This is a genomic window from Pseudomonas sp. KH_040 (genome assembly GCF_057839305.1).
Genome location: NZ_CM174487.1, coordinates 890,524 through 910,090 on the forward strand (window position 1 = coordinate 890,524; position 19,567 = coordinate 910,090).

At 54.4% G+C, this 19,567-nt stretch carries 15 protein-coding genes and 1 other RNA gene; 5 read left to right on the forward strand and 11 right to left on the reverse strand.

The features are described 5' to 3' along the window. Positions 1–105: 105 nt before the first annotated feature. Together AC3IUF_RS03835 and AC3IUF_RS03840 are read right to left on the reverse strand one after the other, a co-directional pair. Positions 106–1,209: a hypothetical protein gene (locus AC3IUF_RS03835; protein WP_489280431.1), complete on the reverse strand. Its 1,104-nt coding sequence runs from the start codon at positions 1,207–1,209 to the stop codon at positions 106–108. A gap of 499 nt (positions 1,210–1,708) precedes the next feature. Continuing rightward, on the reverse strand, positions 1,709–3,442 hold the full coding sequence (locus tag AC3IUF_RS03840) for an AAA family ATPase (protein WP_489280433.1): 1,734 nt from the start codon (positions 3,440–3,442) through the stop codon (positions 1,709–1,711). 432 nt (positions 3,443–3,874) lie between these two features. Between AC3IUF_RS03840 and AC3IUF_RS03845 the strand changes: the two genes are divergently transcribed. Then, the gene (locus AC3IUF_RS03845; protein WP_489280435.1) at positions 3,875–5,221 is read left to right on the forward strand and encodes a hypothetical protein; all 1,347 of its coding nucleotides are present in this window, start codon (positions 3,875–3,877) and stop codon (positions 5,219–5,221) included. Positions 5,222–5,695: 474 nt separating this feature from the next. On the opposite strand, the gene AC3IUF_RS03850 is transcribed toward AC3IUF_RS03845, so the two are convergent. The 8 genes from AC3IUF_RS03850 to AC3IUF_RS03885 form a co-directional block, all read right to left on the reverse strand. Next, entirely contained in the window at positions 5,696–6,952 is a 1,257-nt protein-coding gene (locus AC3IUF_RS03850; protein ID WP_489281600.1) for an integrase domain-containing protein, read from the reverse strand. Between the two features lie 187 nt (positions 6,953–7,139). Beyond that, positions 7,140–7,528: a transfer-messenger RNA gene (gene ssrA, locus AC3IUF_RS03855) on the reverse strand. 95 nt (positions 7,529–7,623) lie between these two features. Beyond that, entirely contained in the window at positions 7,624–7,902 is a 279-nt protein-coding gene (locus tag AC3IUF_RS03860; RefSeq protein WP_447783527.1) for a hypothetical protein, read from the reverse strand. A 130-nt stretch (positions 7,903–8,032) separates the two neighbouring features. Next, on the reverse strand, positions 8,033–10,843 hold the full coding sequence (locus AC3IUF_RS03865) for an FAD-binding and (Fe-S)-binding domain-containing protein (protein WP_489280437.1): 2,811 nt from the start codon (positions 10,841–10,843) through the stop codon (positions 8,033–8,035). Further along, positions 10,840–11,511, reverse strand: coding sequence for a LutC/YkgG family protein (locus AC3IUF_RS03870; RefSeq protein WP_095114212.1), 672 nt, complete (start codon positions 11,509–11,511; stop codon positions 10,840–10,842). The genes AC3IUF_RS03865 and AC3IUF_RS03870 overlap by 4 nt, the downstream gene beginning before the upstream one ends. Beyond that, on the reverse strand, positions 11,511–12,965 hold the full coding sequence (locus AC3IUF_RS03875; RefSeq protein ID WP_489280439.1) for a LutB/LldF family L-lactate oxidation iron-sulfur protein: 1,455 nt from the start codon (positions 12,963–12,965) through the stop codon (positions 11,511–11,513). Before AC3IUF_RS03875 ends, AC3IUF_RS03870 begins: the two co-directional genes overlap by 1 nt. Continuing rightward, entirely contained in the window at positions 12,962–13,786 is an 825-nt protein-coding gene (locus tag AC3IUF_RS03880; RefSeq protein WP_489280441.1) for a (Fe-S)-binding protein, read from the reverse strand. Before AC3IUF_RS03880 ends, AC3IUF_RS03875 begins: the two co-directional genes overlap by 4 nt. A gap of 150 nt (positions 13,787–13,936) precedes the next feature. Then, the gene (locus AC3IUF_RS03885) at positions 13,937–15,631 is read right to left on the reverse strand and encodes a lactate permease LctP family transporter (protein ID WP_122595216.1); all 1,695 of its coding nucleotides are present in this window, start codon (positions 15,629–15,631) and stop codon (positions 13,937–13,939) included. A gap of 262 nt (positions 15,632–15,893) precedes the next feature. Here AC3IUF_RS03885 and AC3IUF_RS03890 point away from each other — a divergent pair, with 262 nt between their 5' ends. After that, positions 15,894–16,661, forward strand: coding sequence for an FCD domain-containing protein (locus AC3IUF_RS03890; RefSeq protein WP_007915207.1), 768 nt, complete (start codon positions 15,894–15,896; stop codon positions 16,659–16,661). A 120-nt stretch (positions 16,662–16,781) separates the two neighbouring features. Here the strand turns inward: AC3IUF_RS03890 and smpB are convergent, their stop codons facing one another. Beyond that, positions 16,782–17,264, reverse strand: coding sequence for an SsrA-binding protein SmpB (smpB, locus tag AC3IUF_RS03895; RefSeq protein ID WP_007915208.1), 483 nt, complete (start codon positions 17,262–17,264; stop codon positions 16,782–16,784). A gap of 119 nt (positions 17,265–17,383) precedes the next feature. Between smpB and AC3IUF_RS03900 the strand changes: the two genes are divergently transcribed. From AC3IUF_RS03900 to AC3IUF_RS03910, 3 genes are read left to right on the forward strand one after another with little or no spacing between them, the layout of a single operon-like run. Continuing rightward, on the forward strand, positions 17,384–18,787 hold the full coding sequence (locus AC3IUF_RS03900; RefSeq protein ID WP_007915211.1) for a sodium-dependent transporter: 1,404 nt from the start codon (positions 17,384–17,386) through the stop codon (positions 18,785–18,787). 7 nt (positions 18,788–18,794) lie between these two features. Continuing rightward, the gene (locus AC3IUF_RS03905) at positions 18,795–19,229 is read left to right on the forward strand and encodes a type II toxin-antitoxin system RatA family toxin (RefSeq protein WP_007915213.1); all 435 of its coding nucleotides are present in this window, start codon (positions 18,795–18,797) and stop codon (positions 19,227–19,229) included. Continuing rightward, on the forward strand, positions 19,222–19,536 hold the full coding sequence (locus AC3IUF_RS03910) for an RnfH family protein (protein ID WP_489280445.1): 315 nt from the start codon (positions 19,222–19,224) through the stop codon (positions 19,534–19,536). Before AC3IUF_RS03905 ends, AC3IUF_RS03910 begins: the two co-directional genes overlap by 8 nt. Positions 19,537–19,567: the final 31 nt, after the last annotated feature.

The window sequence follows — 19,567 nt, forward strand, 5'->3', positions numbered from 1 at the left end:
AGCTCTGCTGATTAGCCAAACACTGGCAGATTTCGCGTAGCAGCGCAGCCTTCAAAACGGCGCCTGCGTTTTTACACACTCTGGGCCGTAAGCCGTCGCTGGCTATTAATTTTCCCCTAGGGATTTCGCTTCTGGTTTAGCTAAATCAGCGCGCAGGTTATCAAATATTGTGAAGTTCAGTTCCTCATCAGGGAAGTTATCAGTGCATTTGAGCAGAGTGAGAATTCTCTCCTGTTTTTCTTGGGAGTAACTTGCCCATTCTATCGGGCTGATGTACCAAAAATCAGTACCGTGAACCATCCATGATTCAATGAATTTCAAAAACTCAAGATCACTTTTATATTTTTCTAAAATTCTTGTAAATTCTTGCTCGTACGATTTCGGCAGAGAAAAGCAGCAAAATGTTTTTTCTGGTCCCGGAAATATCGAAAGGTGAACAGTGTATTTTTTATCGCCGGACTTTAACTCACTTTTGCCAGCAAGACACACAGGAACTTCGCAATCCAGATGGGCAGCAATTATTGTAACTGAGCAGTCCACTCCTGTCAGAGTGTCAACGAGCGGGACAAGATCTTCGTTATTGATGGTTGCAAATGAATATTCCAATTTGCTAATTTGGATCTTGAGGTGCTCAGTTATCTCATCCTCAACATTTTTTAGCACGATACCTTTCTTCAGCAAGTGGCTCACATCATTAAATCGTTTTTGCTGATAATCCGTAATTTCTTTTTTATATAATGTCAGCTTTCGCTTAAAAACATTGAGCAGGCTCGAAGCTTCGAATAAGTACCTGAAAACCACTCTCAGGTTTTGCAAGGCTATAGATGAATCCTCAAAGTCTCCATGGGTCTCAAAGCCACTAAAAAGTTTTTCATGATCAACACAAAAGCCCGGAAAAGCGGAAGCTTTCCCTATATTAATAGGTTTGCATACATACCTACCTAGTTTGGCGTCGAACGTTGGATAAAGAACGTCTTTTTTATGGGCAATCCTTTTTAATACTGATGACTCAGGAATTGTATGTGATGACACGCACCTCTTATCACAATCGGGCATGATGCATCTACCTTTCTTCTTTCTTGCCTGCTCTCTATCACTAATAAAACTGTAGTGGAAATCTTTGAAATAGTTTTCATTCATGTGGATCGGCTTACCGGTCTCATTGAAGAACTCATTATTAATGCCGAACAATTGAGAGTACAAGTCCATGTTTCACCTTAGTTTGATGGTGCTGAAGTGCTTACGTCGCATGACTGCCGCATGAGAAAATGGTAGATTCATTGTCCATAAATAAATCCACCCCATTTTCTAGTAAGCTTGGAAGGCATAAGTCGGGTGCAAATATGTCTTTTGTAATCGATGGCGTCTAACTTTGCGCGGCTATTGCCAGGAAAGTTTAAATCATTTTAATGGGCGATTTGAACAATTTTTTATTCTTTTCTTGTGGGGTTGGCGAGCATCTATAAAATGCTAGTTCGTGTCTCCACGCTTCTCTTCTAGTCAAATATCCGTGACACTAGTCATTTTCCATCACCATGTTCAACATTCGCTTTTGGCCGAATAAATCGACCTAAGTTTCATGAGGTCATTGAATGACTGCTGTTGGCCGATCTCTGCCTGTCGCCAAGGGCTGCAACCGATAGTCGCTGGTCAAGACTGACCGCTTCTGGCTAGTTGAATCCGCAGCCCAAAGCGGGCGTTCCTTGCGTCAGGCTTGATCGCCTACTTGGTGCGCCCCTCTTCGCTCTCGAACTGCTCTAATGGCCTCTGCGAGAACCTCAACGGCTAAGTTATCTGAAGGGCGAACAATATTGAGGTTCTCACCAAGCGTGACCTGAAGTTTTGACTTGAGTTGCCCCAAGGTTTTCTTGCCATGGCGCCATCTTTCAGAGCAAGCAGCGAAATCAGCCCGAGCCTGATCTGCCAACGCAACAATGTCTGGGTCACCATTATCGCCATTTGCTTTTCTCCTCGCTTTTTCTTCTCTTAAGAGATTTTTAGCAAGCGTTTTGACAGAGTATTCTCTAACTGCTTCGGTGGCTTCTTCAATGGCTTGATTGATTTGGAGCTCCGATAGCTGAGGATAGAATGTTCGAATATGTTGGACGTTAATTAAATGTGATTCAGCATCCGTTCCTTGGGTAAGGAATATCCGGATATTTTTTGCAGAAAAAATATCCTTCATCTGATTTGTTTCTTCGTCTGTCAGGTAGTCACTATCACGGTGAACAAGCACCTCTGTTCCAGGTGCGTGATCTTGAATAAAACGGCACAAGGTTACTGCTGCGTCTATTTTTGTGCAGCCAGAGTAAGACCAAATTTGAACTCTCTCTTCCTCTGCGCCTGAAGAGACCATGAGGATCTTGAGAAATTTTTGATCGCTATCTTCAGTTAGCACGACGACATCTATATTTCCATTCTTGAGCCTATCGCCGCTATCTAGGGCGCCTAGGTCCGTTAATATGCGTAGTCGACTGCTTTCGTCTGGTTCAATATTCACTCGACTTCCTTGCGCCATCCAATGAAAATAGGCGCCTGGGACATCCAGTAAATGCCTGGAGTGCGTAGCCACAATTACTTGAAAGTCATCTTTCTCCGCCAGTTCAGATAGAAGATTTATTAACTGGCGCTGTCTGTCAGGGTGTATATGAGAGTCTGGTTCATCTAAGAGAAGCAATTTGGGTTTGTACTTGGCAGCGTAGGCGAGAATTTGTACTGTTTGCAAAAAACCGGTACCCGCTGCGTCAATAGGTAGCTTGACCCCCTGTCTTTCTATTGTTACGTCAACAAATTCGTCCACGTTAGGGTCGAATTTTGGGTTGACAACAATTTCCGGAAAAACGCGTGAAAGGTGTTCGCTGAATACTTCCCAGGCGTCATTGTCAGACTTTAGACTCCAAAGAATGTTTCTTAATACGGCGTTAGCATCACCGCGGGCAGCTGCTTTTCGTAGTGCGGCAGGCGTCCTATAAGGCTCTGAGGAAGGAATTCCGGCCAAGCCGGGCACATACATTGCAAACTGATTATCAAGGGATGAAATATCTTCTTTCAGGCCGCCATCATTTACGCTCAAGGCAATGTTTTTGTTCTTTCCACGTCTAATTTCAACTGATGTATTGGAATCAATGCTCTGGCCTTGCGGATCTACTGTTTCTTGATTGAATAAAATTTCAATCGCATGTTGTCTGCTCTGTTTCAAATCTCCGCCAAAGGCAAGGGCTGAAACATCTCGGAGAGGAGTGTAAATTAATTGCTCAGGAGAAAGAGTGGTGACCTCACCCTGAAGCTTAGATGTCTGAGCAATACTTACAGCAAAAGCTATTCCTTGAAGGATGCTGCTTTTCCCCGAATTGTTTGTACCTACAAGGATATTTATGCGCTCCAGTGGGATTTCGACATCTCTGAGGTTTTTAAATCGGCGGATGGTAATTGACTTGAGCATGTTTGACTCTGAGAAAAATATATCGAGCGGCCGAAATCTGCCATTTGTAAATGGCACAAAGCTACTATATAGCACTAGCAGTGCGCAACAGTCCGTCTATAGCCAACAACCGTCTACTGCGAAAGCCCGCTTTTGGCCGATTTTTTCCTGTCGCGAGGGGACGCAGTTGACCCAAGCGGACACATTGGCTCAATGTTGGCTCAGGCATCCGGGTCTTCTTGCTGTGTCCCCCTGGCGATCCCTAGCCATTTCTCTCTATCAGGCCTGGGTGTTGAATGAAGGAGTGGCAGAGGTAAGGCCTGTACCGTAACGAGTTTGTGAGCCTTCGTAGTCATCTGGCAGTATCGATCATCCCCTAAAATCGCCATACTCGTTAACGCCTTGGGCCCACTCCATGCGTTACTTTGAATATAGGAAAGCAGGTCATCCGGAATGAAATTTCTCGACGATATAATGCAGTCAATTTCTGGAAACACGAAAACAAAGGTTGAAGATCCATTTATCGGCGCATTCATAGGGTCATGGATAGTCTGCAACTGGAGTCATTTGGCAATCCTGATATGGGGCGACGGAACCGCCACAGAACGAATTAATGCTCTTGGCAAGTACTTTAAAGAGACCGACATAATTGGATTAAATACAATGCTTATAATCCCTTTATGTATGGCGCTGCTATTCTTATTTGCTTTCCCTTGGGCATCCCTCGCGCTGAAATCGATACAAAAATTTGCAAACGAACGTTTGCATCAGCAAGCCATATCAATCGAAGTCGGCAAGGTTAAGCAACAGGAAATATTGAATAGACAAAAGCTGCTAGCAGATCCTGACAAGAAATTTTTAGAGCAGAACGTCCAATTAGACATTGACCGCCGAAAAGAAACAATCGAACAATTGAAACTCAGAAGCGTAAGGCTAAAAGAAAAAGCCGAAGCGGCAATAGCGGCATCGGAAGCGGCTACAGCCTCAGCGGCGGAAGCCAAAAGCCGAGCGAATCAAGCTGAGCTAGAAGAAGAGAAAAAACAGAAAAATGCTGCACTTGAACGACAACGATTCAATTTGGCAAGTGCTCAGCTAAAATCAGCACAGGCATCAAATCGCTTTCCATCTTCTTACAGCTTCATGCTGGCAATCGAGGAAAGCCTGAAAGCAGATGGTGTTCAATTATCTCTAGCTGGACTAGGTGAGATCGTAGCGATGATTTTTGGCTACGAAGACTTTCACTCCTTAGTCCACGACGAAAATTTTAACAACGAAAAGCTATCACAAGTTTCATACATCTACTACGATCCTAAAGAGTTTGCGTCAAGCCTCGAAACGATCGTGCAAGACGAGGGAACCGAAAACGAGAACCTAGGGTCCGACCTTCTATTTGACCATGTGATATCAGTCTTCGAAAATCTAGAATATAAATTACTCACCGAGGATCAAGTAGAAGAGGTTTGTAGAGATATCTGCGAAAGTCTAAAATATGATTTGCTTAATGGTGATGAGTTCTCTGGACCCATCGCAGAATCTGATACTATCTTTGACGAAATTGAAATCGACGAATTGGACTCTATTACATTTGATGATGGCTTGAGTGTTACTTTTACTGGTTCAGCAAGCGGCTCTCATAGACGGGATGATGATGTTCCCGGTCGCGATATTGGATTCAATATCGAAATTAAAAATACTTTGCTGCTCGGCACCAGAGCTTTAGGCGAATTTGAGCTTGGTGAAGTGTCGGCAAGCTTGATTGACTACGATTATGAGGGCGAAGACGAAACTGATGCACCTTAAATAACACGCAATTGACTCAAGGCAGCCGAGGGCATTCGGTGAGAATCCCCTCCGACTTTGCCTTCGGTAAGTGACCGCTTTTGGCCGGTTGCAGTCCTTTAGTGCTTGGCTGACGTACTCGCGCTGAGTGGCACCCGCTGACACCTATCAACTGCAAACGGCTGGTCAGCGCGAATGCAAATGACTGGTCAAGTCGGCTGCAAACAACTGGTCAGTGGCAATGCAATTAGGTGGTCAAGCGAGATGTATTCACGTAGAGCCCATGCGAGTGGGAATGCAGAGCCTTCCCGCTCGCGTGGGCTTGGCCGAGAAAGCCCCAAGAGTGAGGCTTGCAACGGCGACAGTCGCCACTTCTGTCGCCATGCTGCAGGCCAGGTATTGCGCGGGTCGCCGCCGGTGTCGCCGCTGTCGCCAAATCAACCATCACTCCATCTGGGGAGTCATTTTCGGTTACCCGCGGCGTCCGGTGAGCGCTCACCGTATCGGCACGACGTTGTGGCCCCTGGTTTGATTGATCGCAGATGCCGACAGGTTGCCAGTGGCCGCTTTTTGGATGTGCTCACTCCACCAAGCCATCATCGGACGCCGGCGTTCGATGTAGTCAGCTCGGTTGTAAGCGCTTCGGACTTCGTCCTTGTCGACATGCGCCAGCGCGACTTCAATTAGCTCCGGATCCCACCCATGCTCGTTCAGGATGGTGCTTGCCATGGAGCGCATGCCGTGGCTGACCAAGCGGTCCTGGAAGCCCATGCGTTTCAACGCCATGTTGGCAGTCTGACTGTTGGCGTGGGTGCGCGGGTTTCTATCTGCCGGGAACACGTATTCCCTGTGGCCGCTGTGGGGCTTGAGCGCCTCCAGTAACGCGAGTGCCTGTTCGGTCAGCGGGATGGTATGCGGGCGACGCTTTTTCATGCGCTCCGGCGGGATGGTCCAGATGCGTTTGTCAAAGTCGATGTCTACCCATCGGGCGGTAGCCGCTTCGGCAGGACGGGTCATAGTGTGCAGTTGCCATTCGATCAGGCAGCGGGTGATCCGCTTGATGCTGGCGTTCGCGATTTCGATCATGAGCTCGGAAAGCTCATCGGGTCGTAGCGCGGCCATGTTCTGTTTCTTGGGTTTCTTGAATACTGCGCGAATGCCACTGAGGGGGTTCGCAAAGATCAATCCTGAATTGACCCCGTAGGTCATGATCTCGTTGAGCCGTTGGCTCAATCGCTTCACTGTCTCGAGGCTGCCTTTGGCCTCGATTGGGCGAAGCAGTTCGATGACCATTGGTGCGCTGATTTTTGAGAGCGGCGTTGTTTTCAGGTCTGGAAATACATGCAGCGTGAGCGAGCGCCAAATGTCTTCGGCGTACGCCGGCGTGACGGAGTCCTTCTTCAGCTCGAACCAGGCGGTGGCCACGTTCTCGAACGTATGTTCCGTCTCCGCTCGTTTGGCTTCGTCCTGTGCATTGCGTTGCACTTTGGGATCAATGCCTTGTGCAAGCAGCTCGCGCGCTTCCACCACTTTTTTCCTGGCGTTCGCTAGTGAGAGCTCTAGGTACGTGCCCAGCCCCATATTGATACGATTTTTTGTTACCGGCTCGCGGTAGTTGAAGTTCCACAGCATCGAGCCGTTGCTCCTGACTCGGAGCTGAAGGCCGTCACCATCGCTGAGGACGTAATCCTTGTCTTTTGCCTTGACTGCCTTGAGCTGGCGGTCGGAAAGGCGAAGGGCTGGAGCAGGCATGAGAGCTACCTCTGACACCGTTTTGGTATTCCAAAAAATAGCACCGGATGGCTTGGAATACCATTTGGAATACCCAAACGGCTGGAACTCAAAAAACCTCTGCAGAGCCCGGTAGCGCTTAAACCCTTGATTTTGCTGGATTTCAGGCACAAAAAAAGACGTCCGTGGACGTCTTTAGATGATGAAGTGGTGGAGCCGGGGGGATTTGAACCCCCGTCCGCCAGTACTCCGCTGTCGGTACTACATGCGTAGCCGTTTCTATTAAGTTAACCCTCAGCGACCCGAAGGGCAGGGTGCTTTGGGCGAGTTGTGTAAGTTTTAGCCGCTTCGTCCACAACGTACTGCACGGCGATTCTGTTCTATATGACAATCATTTTGGGTTTACAGACATCCCCTGATGATTGCTGGACCCGAAGGTACCAGGAGCATTGTCAGCTGCAATTAAGCAGCGAGAGCAACACCGTATTGGTCGTCATTGGCAACTATAAGTAGTTGCAACAGTGGATTTACGACTTCTGTTACCAAGTCGGCATGCACCTAAAGTTTCGCAACCGGCGTCGAATCCTAAACGGCCCCGAACTCATTGCTCAGTACATCTGTTTGAGCAACAAGCCTGCGCAGTGTACGCCAATCAGCCCGTAAGGCCAACCCGAAGGTTGGCCGGGCTTTGATCAATTGTTGGTGCCGGCTGCTTTTTGAAGGTCCGAGATGAGTTGCGAGGTTTCCGCAACGCAGTTATCGATTTGACCTTTGGCCTTGAGGTCGTGGGCTCTGGTCACAGTGGTTTCAACCTTCTGGCTCACTTCTGGCTTCGCTGACAGCTGACCCTTCATATTATTGAGGGTCTGAATATTCGCATCACACAGGTCAGCAGGCTTGTCCGCGGCGAACGAAGTGGACGCCATCATCGATGCAGTAACGAACAGACCTAACAGTACAGAACGTTTCATGTGTATCTCCTTGAACCGAGTGGGTCCAGACTTCGCTGGCCGTCAGGACGGGCAACCGTATGGAAGAAAAACCCCGATCAGTCGGGGTTATTCTGTGGACTACAGTCGAACTCAAGGGTTCTATTTTTCTTCAGCAGGCCTTCGCCCGGGTCACTCGATCCACCAGATAGACCAGCCCGTGGTAGTCAATTCCGCCGTGTTGCGTCAGGCCGATCTCACAGGTGCGACTGGTGGAAATCCCCTCGCTGCAATGCTGCACCGCATCCTTTAGCGTGCGCAGCGAGTGGCTGTTCAGCTCCGGCGTGGTGAAGCCTTTGTCGCCGGCAAACCCGCAGCAATGAATGCCTTCCGGGATCACCACGTTATTGCTGCACTTGCGCGCCAGATCGATCAACGCCTGGCTTTCGCCCAGATGTTGCGTGCTGCAGGTCACGTGTACCGCGATCGGTGCGTCTTGCGGAGTGAAGTCCAGTCGTTCGAGAAGGTGCGTACGGATGAAGCGCACCGGGTCGTACAGATCCAGACGGGTTTCTCCTGCGTCCTGCACCAGTCGCAACGTACACGGACTGGTATCGCAATAGATTGGATCAAGTCCGCCGCGACTGGCGTGCAACAGGGCGCTGATCAACTCCTGACGCTTGTGTTCGGCTTGTTCAGCGTAGCCTTTCGAGGCGAAGGGCTGACCGCAGCAGAGGTTGTCCTGATTGTCCGGGAAGACCACTTGGTAACCGGCCTTTTCCAGCAGTCCACGGGTTTTGTCGTAGAGCGACACTTGCTCTTTATCACCCGCCGCCGGACCCATGACTCGCGAGACACACGCTGCGAGATACACCACACGCGGACGTTCGTCTGAGACGCTGGGGCTGAAGCGAATGGCCTTCTCTGGCTGCGGCATCGCATTCGTCCACAACGGCACCTGACCTTTGGACAGTCGCGTAATGGTTGCCGAAAGCTTCGCCAGACGCGGCGCGCCGAGCATCATTCGTGCGCCGTTGGCCACGTGTAGGGTGAAGCGTGCGCCTTGCAGGGTCTTGGCGAAATTTCCTTCGATCCAGTCAGCGGTTTTCTGATGCGTCGCGTGTCGGGCTCGGAGTTTTTTCACCAGCTCACCGGTATTGATGCCTACAGGGCAACGTTGCGCGCACAGACCAGTGGCGGCGCAGGTGTCGATGCCTTGATATTCGTAGGCTTTTTCCAGTTCGCGGGTATCGACGCCGGCACGTTTTTTCGCCTGAATATCGCGCCAGATGACAATGCGCTGGCGCGGGCTCAGGGTCAGTCCTTTCGATGGGCAGACCGGTTCGCAGAAACCGCACTCGATGCACTTATCGACAATCTCGTCGGCCGCCGGCAGCGGTTTCAGATGCTTGAGATGGATCTGTGGATCTTCGCTGAGCACCACGTCCGGGTTGAGAATCCCGTTCGGGTCGAGCAGACGTTTGAGCTGCCACATCAGTTGATAGGCGTCGCTGCCCCATTCCAGTTCCACGAACGGCGCCATGTTGCGGCCGGTGCCGTGTTCGGCTTTCAGCGAGCCACCGAATTCCACCGCGACCAGTTGCGCGACATCGTCCATGAACGCTTGATAGCGTGCGACTTCTTCCGGGTTGTTGAAGCCTTGGGTGAAGACGAAGTGCAGATTGCCTTCCAACGCGTGTCCGAAAAGGATCGCTTCGTCGTAGGCATGTTTGTCGAACAACTCGATCAAGCGATTCACGCCGATGGCCAGTTGTTCGACGGGGAAAGTCACGTCTTCGATGATCACCGTGGTACCGGTTTTGCGCACCGCGCCGACAGCGGGGAAGGTGTCCTTGCGGATCGCCCAGAGCTTGGCGTTCTCGGCAGGGTCTTCGGTGAAGTCGACCTGCTTCTCCACTGGGAAGCCGCTGAGCGACGCCATGATCTGCCCCAGTTGCTCCTGCAGCAAAGTGGACGATGCGGCGCGGGATTCGATCAGCAGCGCGCAGGCATTGTTCGACAGCTGTTGTACGAAAGCAGGCATGCCCGGTTTGTCTTGCACCGAGCGCAGGCTGCGTCGATCGAGCAGTTCTACGGCGGACACCGGTTGGCTCTTCAGTACGGTGACGGCGTTGCAGCAGGTTTCCACATCCGGGAAGACGATCAGCGCCGACGCCTTGTTCGGGTGATCGATCACCGTGTCGTAAGTCACCGCGCTGATGAAACCGAGGGTGCCTTCGGAGCCGACCAGCAAGTGGCTCAAGATATCCACAGGCTCATCGAAATCCACCAAGGCGTTGAGTGACAGGCCGGTGGTATTTTTCAGACGGTATTTGTGGCGGATTCGTGCAGCCAGTTCGGCGTTGGCACGGGTCTCGCGGCCCAATGTCGCCAAGCGTTCGAGCAGATCGCCGTGACTGCTGCGAAACGCTGTAACACTGGCAGCATCTTCGGTATCGAGTCGCGTGCCATCGGCCAGTACAAGACGAATCCCGGCCAGTGTGTGATAGGTGTTTTGTGCCGTGCCGCAGCACATGCCGCTGGCGTTGTTTGCAACAATGCCGCCAATTTTACAGGCGTTGATCGACGCCGGATCAGGGCCGATCTTGCGCCCGAACGGTGCGAGCCACGCGTTGGCCTGCGCGCCGATCACCCCCGGTTGCAGGCGAATCTGCGTGCCTTGGCCACGGATCTCGCGAGCGTTCCAGTTATCCCCAAGCACGATCAAAACGGAATCACTGATCGCCTGACCGGACAGGCTGGTGCCGGCCGCGCGGAACGTCACCGGAACATGGTCGCGCTGAGCCAGCTTCAGCAGGGCCACGACTTCGTCCTCTGATTCGACGCGGATTACCAGTTGCGGAATCAGTCGATAAAAACTGGCGTCGGTGCCGAAGGCCAGAGTCGATAACGGATCATCAAAGCGGCGCTCGGCCGGAATCAGTTGTTGCGCATCACGCAGAAAATTAGCCGGAAGCGTCATTGGTCCTCCAAGATCAGCACCACCAAGTCTTTCGGGCCGTGGGCTCCGTAGGCCAGCACTTGTTCAATGTCGGCGGTTTTCGACGGGCCGGACACCAGCAACGCGTTGGTCGGCATGCCTTGCGCCCATTCGAATTCCTGCTGCACCTGATAAAAGTTGTCGCGGATTTCACTGGCCTTGAGCAGGGCAAAATGCACCGGTGGCACCAGACTCATCAAACGCGGTTCTTCGCGGGTTGGCCACATGATCAGGCTGCCGGTAGCGGCGATTGCACCGAGGGTGCCGGTGAGACTCGCCGGAGTGTCGTTGAACAGCTCGGCTTTCCACTCTTCCATCGGCCGGTCGTAGGATTTCAGTGCTGGCAGATCAGGATTGTTCGCCCAGTGCTGTGTGATTTTCTGCCCGTGCGCGGTAGTCGGTGCAATCAACAGGCTCGGCAACTGACGGTCGCGCAGTAATTGCGCAAGCAACGCCGGCCATGCTTCGCCCGAGGTCAGGTGGATTTCGGTGTGCACTGCTTCCATCAATTTGCGCAGTTGCGGAATGCGTTGTTCGGCGCTGTAGGTGTAAGGCTGCGTCACTAGATCGACGTCGAAGTCGTCGGCAATAGGTGTGGTCCCCGTCAGACTTTTCCGCAGTTTGCCGAGGATATTTTGCTTGGCGCTCATCAGCGGTCTCCCTGTTTGGCCAGATGCTCGCGGGCCATGTCGTGCAGTGAGCGAGCGGCAGGTTTCGGCGCGCTGTGGTTTTGCGTCCACGGGCCGACGTTACTCGGGGTCAGGGCACGCAGGCGCGTGGCGAAGAAACCGAACAATCGATACAGCGTTGGAGAGCTGTTGAGCCTGGCCCAGGCGTTCCAGATGAAGCGTTCTTTGCGCGAATATTTGCTGCCCTGACCGCGCATCACTTGATTCGGGCTGTCCGGGGCTTTGACGTTTTCTTCGCGCAGGCGACGCAGGATCGCCGGAATCGGAATTTTTACCGGGCAGACTTCACCGCAGGCACCGCACAGCGAAGAGGCACTCGGGTGATCCGGAACCTTGGCCAAGCCAACCATGTGCGGGGTGATGATTTTGCCGATCGGCCCGGGATACACCTCGCCATAGGTGTGGCCACCGACGCGGGTGTAGACCGGGCAATGGTTCATGCAGGCGCCGCAGCGGATGCAGTTCAAGGTCTGACGCAATTCACTGTCGGCAAACGCCTGGCTGCGACCGTTGTCGAGCAGTACCAGGTGCACTTCCTGGGGGCCGTCGAGTTCGTGTTCCTTGCGCGGGCCGGAGATCATGTTGACGTAAGTGGTGATCGGAATACCCAGCGCCGAACGCGTCAACAGTGACAGCAGCGGCACCACGTCACGCAGGTTTTCCACGACTTTTTCGATGCCGGTGACGGCGATGTGCACCGGCGGCACGGTGGTGGTCATGCGCCCGTTGCCTTCGTTTTCCACCAGCAGCAGGGTGCCGGTCTCGGCGACGGCGAAGTTGACACCGGAGACGCCGATGTCCGCTTCGAAGAATTTCTGCCGCAGGACTCTGCGACCGATCTGAATGAGTTGGTCAACGTCCTTGGTGTATTCCACGCCAAGTTTGTCGTGGAACAAGGACGCGACCTGACCGGCATTCTTGTGGATCGCCGGCATAATGATGTGTGAAGGCTTCTCGTGGTCGAGCTGGACGATGTACTCCCCCATGTCGGACTCCAGACATTCAATGTCCCGAGCCTCGAGGAAATGGTTCATCTCCATCTCTTCGCTGACCATCGATTTGCCCTTGATCACTTGCCGCGCCTCGTGAGCGCGGATGATCGATAAGACGATGCCATTGGCTTCGTCCACCGTTTCCGCCCAGTGCACTGTCACACCGTTGCGGGTCAGGTTCTGTTCCAGTTGCTCGAGCAGGTCGGGCAGCTTGGAGAGCGCGCGGGCCTTGATCGAATTGCCCAGTGCGCGCAAATGTTCTCTTTCGTGGGCATCACTGAAAGCGGCTGCCCGCTTGGCCATCAGTGAGTCCATGGCAGTGCGGAAGTTGTTCCGCAGCTGCTGATCACCCAAGGCATTGTGTGCCCGGGTGCGGAAATCTTCTTCTACGGCGACCGTAGGGATAATCGCGGAAGTGCTCATTGCGCACCTCCGGTTCGTTGCCACAAGAAGCTGGCGAGATGTTGCCCGCGTAGCGCTTCTTTTTGTTTCTCCAATGCGCCGTTGATGTTCATCAAACAGCCACAGTCGGCGCTCAACACCTTGTGCGCGCCGGAATCCTTCAACGCTTTGGTCTTGTCAGCCACCATCGCGCCGGAAATGTCTGGCATACGGACGCTGAATGTCCCACCGAAGCCACAGCATTCGCTTTCGTGGTCGTGGTTGACCCGTTCCACGTTGCTCAACTGCGCCAACAACTCGCGACCGTGCAGGTGGGTGTTCATTTCGCGACGTGCCGAACATGAAGTGTGCAGCGCGACTTTGACCGGTTCGCCGCTGTCCTTGAGCTGCACCTTGCAGACGAACAGCAGAAACTCCGCCAATTCATAGGTTCGGGCCGCAAGGGCCTGAACCTGTTTTAACGTCTCCGGCTCGTCCTTGAACAAGTCGGCGTAATGCTCGCGCAGCATGCCGGCGCAGGAACCCGACGGCACCACTACCGGATAATCTCCGGCAAACAGCGCCAGTTGCGAGCGCGCTACCGTCCGTGCCTGCTCGGTGTAACCCGAGGTGTAGGCCGGCTGGCCGCAGCAACTCTGCCCTTGCGGATACTCGACCCGGATCCCTTCACGCTCCAGCAAGTGGATCGCGTCCATCCCGGCTTCGGGGTAGAACAGGTCGACCACGCACGTGCCAAACAGGTAGACCCGCGACGGTTTCTCGTTGGGATATTGCCGAGGTTCGGGCAGTGGCGGTGCCACGCGGGTCGCGTTTGGCACGGCGTTATAAAAAAGCTCGCTCATCAGGCGTGTCTCCGGGTGGTCCCGGTTATCCGTCCGCTGAGGCTGCTGAATATAGAGAGCGTTGCTTTCAGCAGCCTTACAGACCGGGTTGTGAATTGCTGACGCCGGCATCACGAACCGGCGTCGGTTTTTTCTGTGTTTCTTGTAGGTTTAGTGCACCAGCATGCCGGTGAACCAGTAAGCCTGAGCCAAGGTGATCAGACCGACAATCGTTGCAAAGAATAGGCTGTGCTTGAGGGTGAAGCGGAACAGATCCGATTCCTTGCCCACCAGCCCGGTCGCGGCGCAGGCCACGGCGATCGATTGTGGCGAGATCATCTTGCCGGTCACGCCGCCGCTGGTGTTCGCCGCCACCAGCAGGGTGTCGTTGACGCCGATCTGGTGTGCGGTGGTCGCTTGCAGCGAACTGAACAGGGCGTTGGACGAGGTATCCGAGCCGGTGAGGAACACGCCGAGCCAGCCCAGGAACGGCGAGAAGAACGGGAATGCCGCGCCGGTTCCGGCCAATACCAGGGCCATGGTCGAAGACATGCCGGAGTAGTTGGTGACGAAGGCGAACGCCAGCACCATGCCGATCGACAGGATTGGCCAGCGCAGTTCGTAGAAGGTTTCTTTCAAAGTGGTAAGACCAGTTTTGAAATTGATCTTCAGTACCAGCATCGAGATCAGCGCGGAGAAGAAAATTGCCGTGCCGGTCGCGGAAATCGGGTCGAGTTTGAACACCGCGGGTATTGCTGTTGGAGCAGCCACGATCGGTGCGGTTTTGATCACCAGTTGGTCAAGATGCGGGATCGCGAAGTTGAACACCCAGCTGTACATCGAGCCGCCGGCGGCGAACATCGCTTTGAAGGGCTTCAGTGTCCAGATGGTCACCAGCACAGTGAGAATCAGGAACGGCGACCAGGCTTTGAAAATTTCCCCGAGACTGTAAGGCGACGCCACGGTAGTGCGCTTCTGGCCGAAACCGCCGACGCTGGCGGTCACCACCGAGGCGGAAACGGCACCGGCGATGTGTTGGCCGGCGGCGCGTTTCGGCTGCCAGACTTTCAGGAACAGGGTCAGGGAAATCAGGCTGGCCAGTGCCGAAGTGATGTCTGGCAGCTCTGGGCCGATGAAGTTGGACGTGAAGTACTGAGTGACGGCGAAGCTCAGGCCCGCGACCAATGCAGCCGGCCAGGTTTCACGCACGCCGCGCAGGCCGTCCATCATGAACACCAGCCAGAACGGCACGAACAGCGACAGCAGCGGCAGTTGGCGACCGGTCATGGCGCCGATCTTGAACGCGTCGATGCCGGTGACTTGGCCGGCAACAATGATTGGAATCCCCAAGGCGCCAAACGCCACCGGCGCGGTGTTGGCGATCAGGCACAGGCCGGCGGCGTACAGCGGGTTGAAGCCCAGGCCGACCAGCAGCGCGGCAGTAATCGCCACGGGCGCGCCGAAACCGGCGGCACCTTCCAGGAACGCACCGAAGCAGAAACCGATCAGCAGCACTTGCAGGCGCTGGTCGTCAGTAATCGATAACACCGAACTGCGAATGACCTCGAACTGACCACTTTTCACTGTCAGTTTGTAGAGGAATACCGCTGCGACAATGATCCAGGCAATCGGCCACAGACCGTAGGCAAAGCCATACCCGGCGGCGGCAAAGGCCATGTCGACCGGCATTTGGAACGCGAAGATTGCTACGGCAATCGACAGGGCGAGGGTGATGCTCCCGGCCACGTGGCCTTTGAGGCGGAACACCGCCAGCGCGAGGAAAAAGAAAACGATGGGAATGACGGCCGCAAGTGCGGACACGCCGAGACTGCCGAGCGGGCTGTAGAGCTGTTGCCAGGTTTGCATATGGGGTGGCCCCTAATTGTTGTTGGTCAGGCACTGTCAGCGTTCTTGGATAATTGGTAAGACCAATTTACAATCGCTGTTGGCTAGGGTAAAAGCCTTGATGGCGGTGTGTCAATTTGCCGCCCTAAAACTTTTGTCGAACAAGCGGTGCAGATCGCATCTGATCCGGTTTCGGCAACTGGCGTCTGGTAGGTGTCGAGAAGGCGCCGATAGGCCAGAATAGAGAGCCCGGCGAGCGGTCGGGATCGTGGAGAAATGAGTTATGGGGTTTGATCAGATACGTCAGCGCCGTTTGTCTGACGATATTGTCGAGCGACTTGAGGGGATGATCCTTGAGGGCACGCTGAAGTCCGGCGAACGGCTGCCGGCGGAGCGCACGCTGGCCGAACAATTTGGCGTATCACGGCCATCTCTGCGTGAAGCGATTCAGAAACTGGCGGCGAAAGGGCTGCTGGTCAGTCGTCAGGGCGGCGGCAATTATGTAGTGGAAAGCCTCGGGTCGACGTTCAGCGATCCGCTGTTGCAACTGCTTGAAAGCAACCCCGAAGCACAGCGTGATTTGCTCGAGTTTCGGCACACTCTGGAGGCATCGTGCGCCTATTACGCGGCATTGCGCGCAACTGATGTCGATCGTGAAAGGCTCACCGCAGCCTTCGAAGAGTTGCAGGATTGCTACTCGCGCCACGATGAAGTCAGCCGGGCGGAGGAGGGCGCGGCGGATGCGAAATTTCATCTGGCAATTGCCGAAGCCAGCCATAACGCGGTGTTGCTGCACACCATTCGCGGGCTGTTCGATCTGCTCAAGCGCAACGTGGTCACCAACATCGGCGGCATGTACAAGCAGCGCACGGAAACCCGCGACATGCTGATCACTCAACATCGGGAATTGTATCTGGCGATTATTGAAGGTCGCGCGGAGCAGGCACGGGAAGTCTCCAGTCGACATATTTTGTATGTGCAGGAAGTGCTGGAAGAGGTGCGGCAGGAGGTTCAGCGCATGGCTCGGGCAGAGCGGCGCAAGGGAATGTGATTCTTTAAAGCAAAAGATCGCAGCCTGCGGCAACTCCTACAGGGAAATGCGAATCCCAGTGTAGGAGCTGCCGAAGGCTCGGGCCGCGATCGGACGATCTTTGCTTTCAAGGTCGGAAGATCAGTCTTCCTTGCCCTTATTGCGCACCGCACGCTGCAGTTCACGACCGGCATCGCGCTCGCGCTCGGTATCACGCTTGTCGTATTCCTTCTTGCCCTTGCCCAGAGCGATCTCGCACTTGACCATGTGCTTGCTCCAGTACCAGGACAGGCAGACGCAGGCGTAACCCTTTTGCTGCACAGCGGCGGCGAGTTTTTCCAGCTCGCGGCGGTTGAGCAGCAATTTGCGCGTGCGCACCGGGTCGGCGATGACGTGGGTGCTTGCGGTCATCAGAGGCGTGATGTGGCTGCCGAGCAACCACGCTTCGCCATCCTTGAGCAGCACATAGCTGTCGACCAGCTGTAGCTTGCTTGCCCGCAGACTTTTTACTTCCCAGCCGGCCAGGACCAGACCAGCCTCGAACTTATGTTCGATGAAGTAATCGTGTCGCGCCTTTTTGTTCTGCGCGATGGTCCCTGTTGGGTGTTTCTTCTGTTTAGCCATAGGGGCGGCATTATATGGAGATAAACGGCTGTCGGCTACGGTGATGCTGCGTGCTTGAGCAGGTTGAGTGAATCCCGGACAATGCGGCCTCTTTTTCTAACGCTTGGGCGTGATAAACGATGTCGACAGACAAGGTTTCTGTCCACGGCAGTTGGGCTAGCCGCTGGGTTTTCATACTCGCCGCGACCGGTTCGGCCGTGGGACTGGGTAGCATCTGGAAGTTCCCCTACATGGTCGGGGTCTACGGCGGCGGCGCCTTTGTGCTGATGTTTCTGGCGTGCATCGCACTGATCGGCATCCCGGTCATGCTCGCTGAAACCCTGATCGGCCGGCGCGCCCGGCAAAGTCCGGCGAACGCCTTGAAGGTGCTGGCGCTGGAAGCCGGGCACTCGGGCAAGTGGTCGTGGGGGGCATTTGCCGGGATGATCACGGCATTGCTGATCCTGTCTTTCTACAGTGTGGTCGGCGGCTGGTCGCTGGACTACATCGTCGACATGGGTCGCGGCGACTTTCAGGGCGCCACGGCCGATCAGGTCGGTGCTTATTTCGGCAATGTCATCTCCAATCCATGGCGCCTGACACTTTGGCACACGATTTTCATGCTGCTGTCGGCCTTCGTCATCGCCAAAGGCGTGGTCGCCGGGCTTGAGCGCAGCCTGCGCATCATGATGCCGCTGCTGTTCGTGATGATTCTGGTGTTGCTGGGTTACAGCATGACCACCGGGCATTTCATGGAAGGCGTGCATTTCATGTTCGATTTCCACCCGGAAAAAGTCCTCGACGGTTTGTTGCCGGCGATGGGGCACGCGTTCTTCTCGCTGAGCGTCGGTGTCGGTTCGATCATGATCTACGGCGCTTACATGCCGAAGAGTTCGTCGTTGTCCGGCACGGTTGTCGGTGTGGCCCTGCTCGATACCTTTGTTTCGCTGGTCGCCGGTCTAGCTCTGTTCCCGATTGTGTTTGCCGGCGGCCTGAACCCAAGCGAAGGCCCGGGCCTGATGTTCGTCAGCCTGCCATTTGCCTTTGGTAACGTGGCTTTCGGGCAACTGATGGGCGTGGTGTTCTTTGTGCTGGTGGCGATTGCGGCCTGGAGTTCGGCGATTTCGCTTCTGGAGCCGATGGTTGCCTATTTGGTTGAGCGCACGAAAGTCAGTCGCGCGTGGGTGACGTTCTGGCTGGCGTTCATCTGCTGGTTCGTCGGTCTGGGTACGGTGTTCTCCTTTAATATCTGGAAGGAAGCCAAATTTTTCGTGAACGAAGGCGGGATGTTCCACCTCTACCAATGGGGTGCGCAGAGCGGTCTGGACTTCTTTGGCGTGATCGATTTCTTCACCTCGCGGATCATGTTGCCGCTCGGTGGCCTGTGTTTTGTGCTGTTTGCCGGATGGGTGATGGGGCGTGAAGCGGTACGCGACGAGTTGTCGATCCGCAATCCGGCACTGTTCGCCCTGTCTTTGTTTTTGATGCGCTACGTGGCGCCCATCGGCATTCTTGTAGTGTTTGCCGCTCAGCTCTGGAAGTAACGCTCACATGACGACACATATTCAACGATCGGCATTACTGCCGTACCCGGCGCAATTCCTCTACGACCTGGTCAACGACGTGGCGCGTTACCCGGAATTTTTGCCGTGGTGCTCAGCCGCTGAAGTGCTGGAAAGTTCGCCGGAGCATATGCGCGCCAGCGTTGGCGTGGCCAAGGGCGGTCTCAGCCAGCATTTCGTGACGCGCAACACGCTGGTGCCGGGACAGTCGATCGAGATGAACCTGGAAGAAGGTCCGTTCAATCAATTGCACGGCGTCTGGGTGTTCAAGGCCTTGAATGAGAAGGCCTGCAAGATCAGTCTGGATCTTTCGTTCGATTACGCCGGGCCACTGGTACGCGCGACGTTGGGGCCGCTGTTCAATCAGGCTGCCAACACGCTGGTGGACGCGTTCTGTCAGCGCGCCAAGCAGATGCATGGTTGAGCCGGTGATTGAGATAGAGGTCGTTTACGCCGCCGTGGACCGTCAGGCTTTACGCACTGTCAGCGTGAAAGAGGGTGCGACGGTTCGCGCCGCGGTTCTGGTGTCAGGTATCGGTAGCGAATTCCCTGAGCTGAATCTGGCGGAGTGCCCGTTGGGAATCTTCGGCAAAGCAGTGGCTGATCCGGGTACGCGGGTAATTCAGGCGGGAGATCGCATCGAGATTTACCGCCCATTGCTTGCCGACCCCAAAGAAGTTCGACGTTTGCGTGCTGCCAAGGCTGCCGAAGCCAAGGCTCGAAACGCGTAAAAAGAAAAATTGCAGGCAATAAAAAACCCGG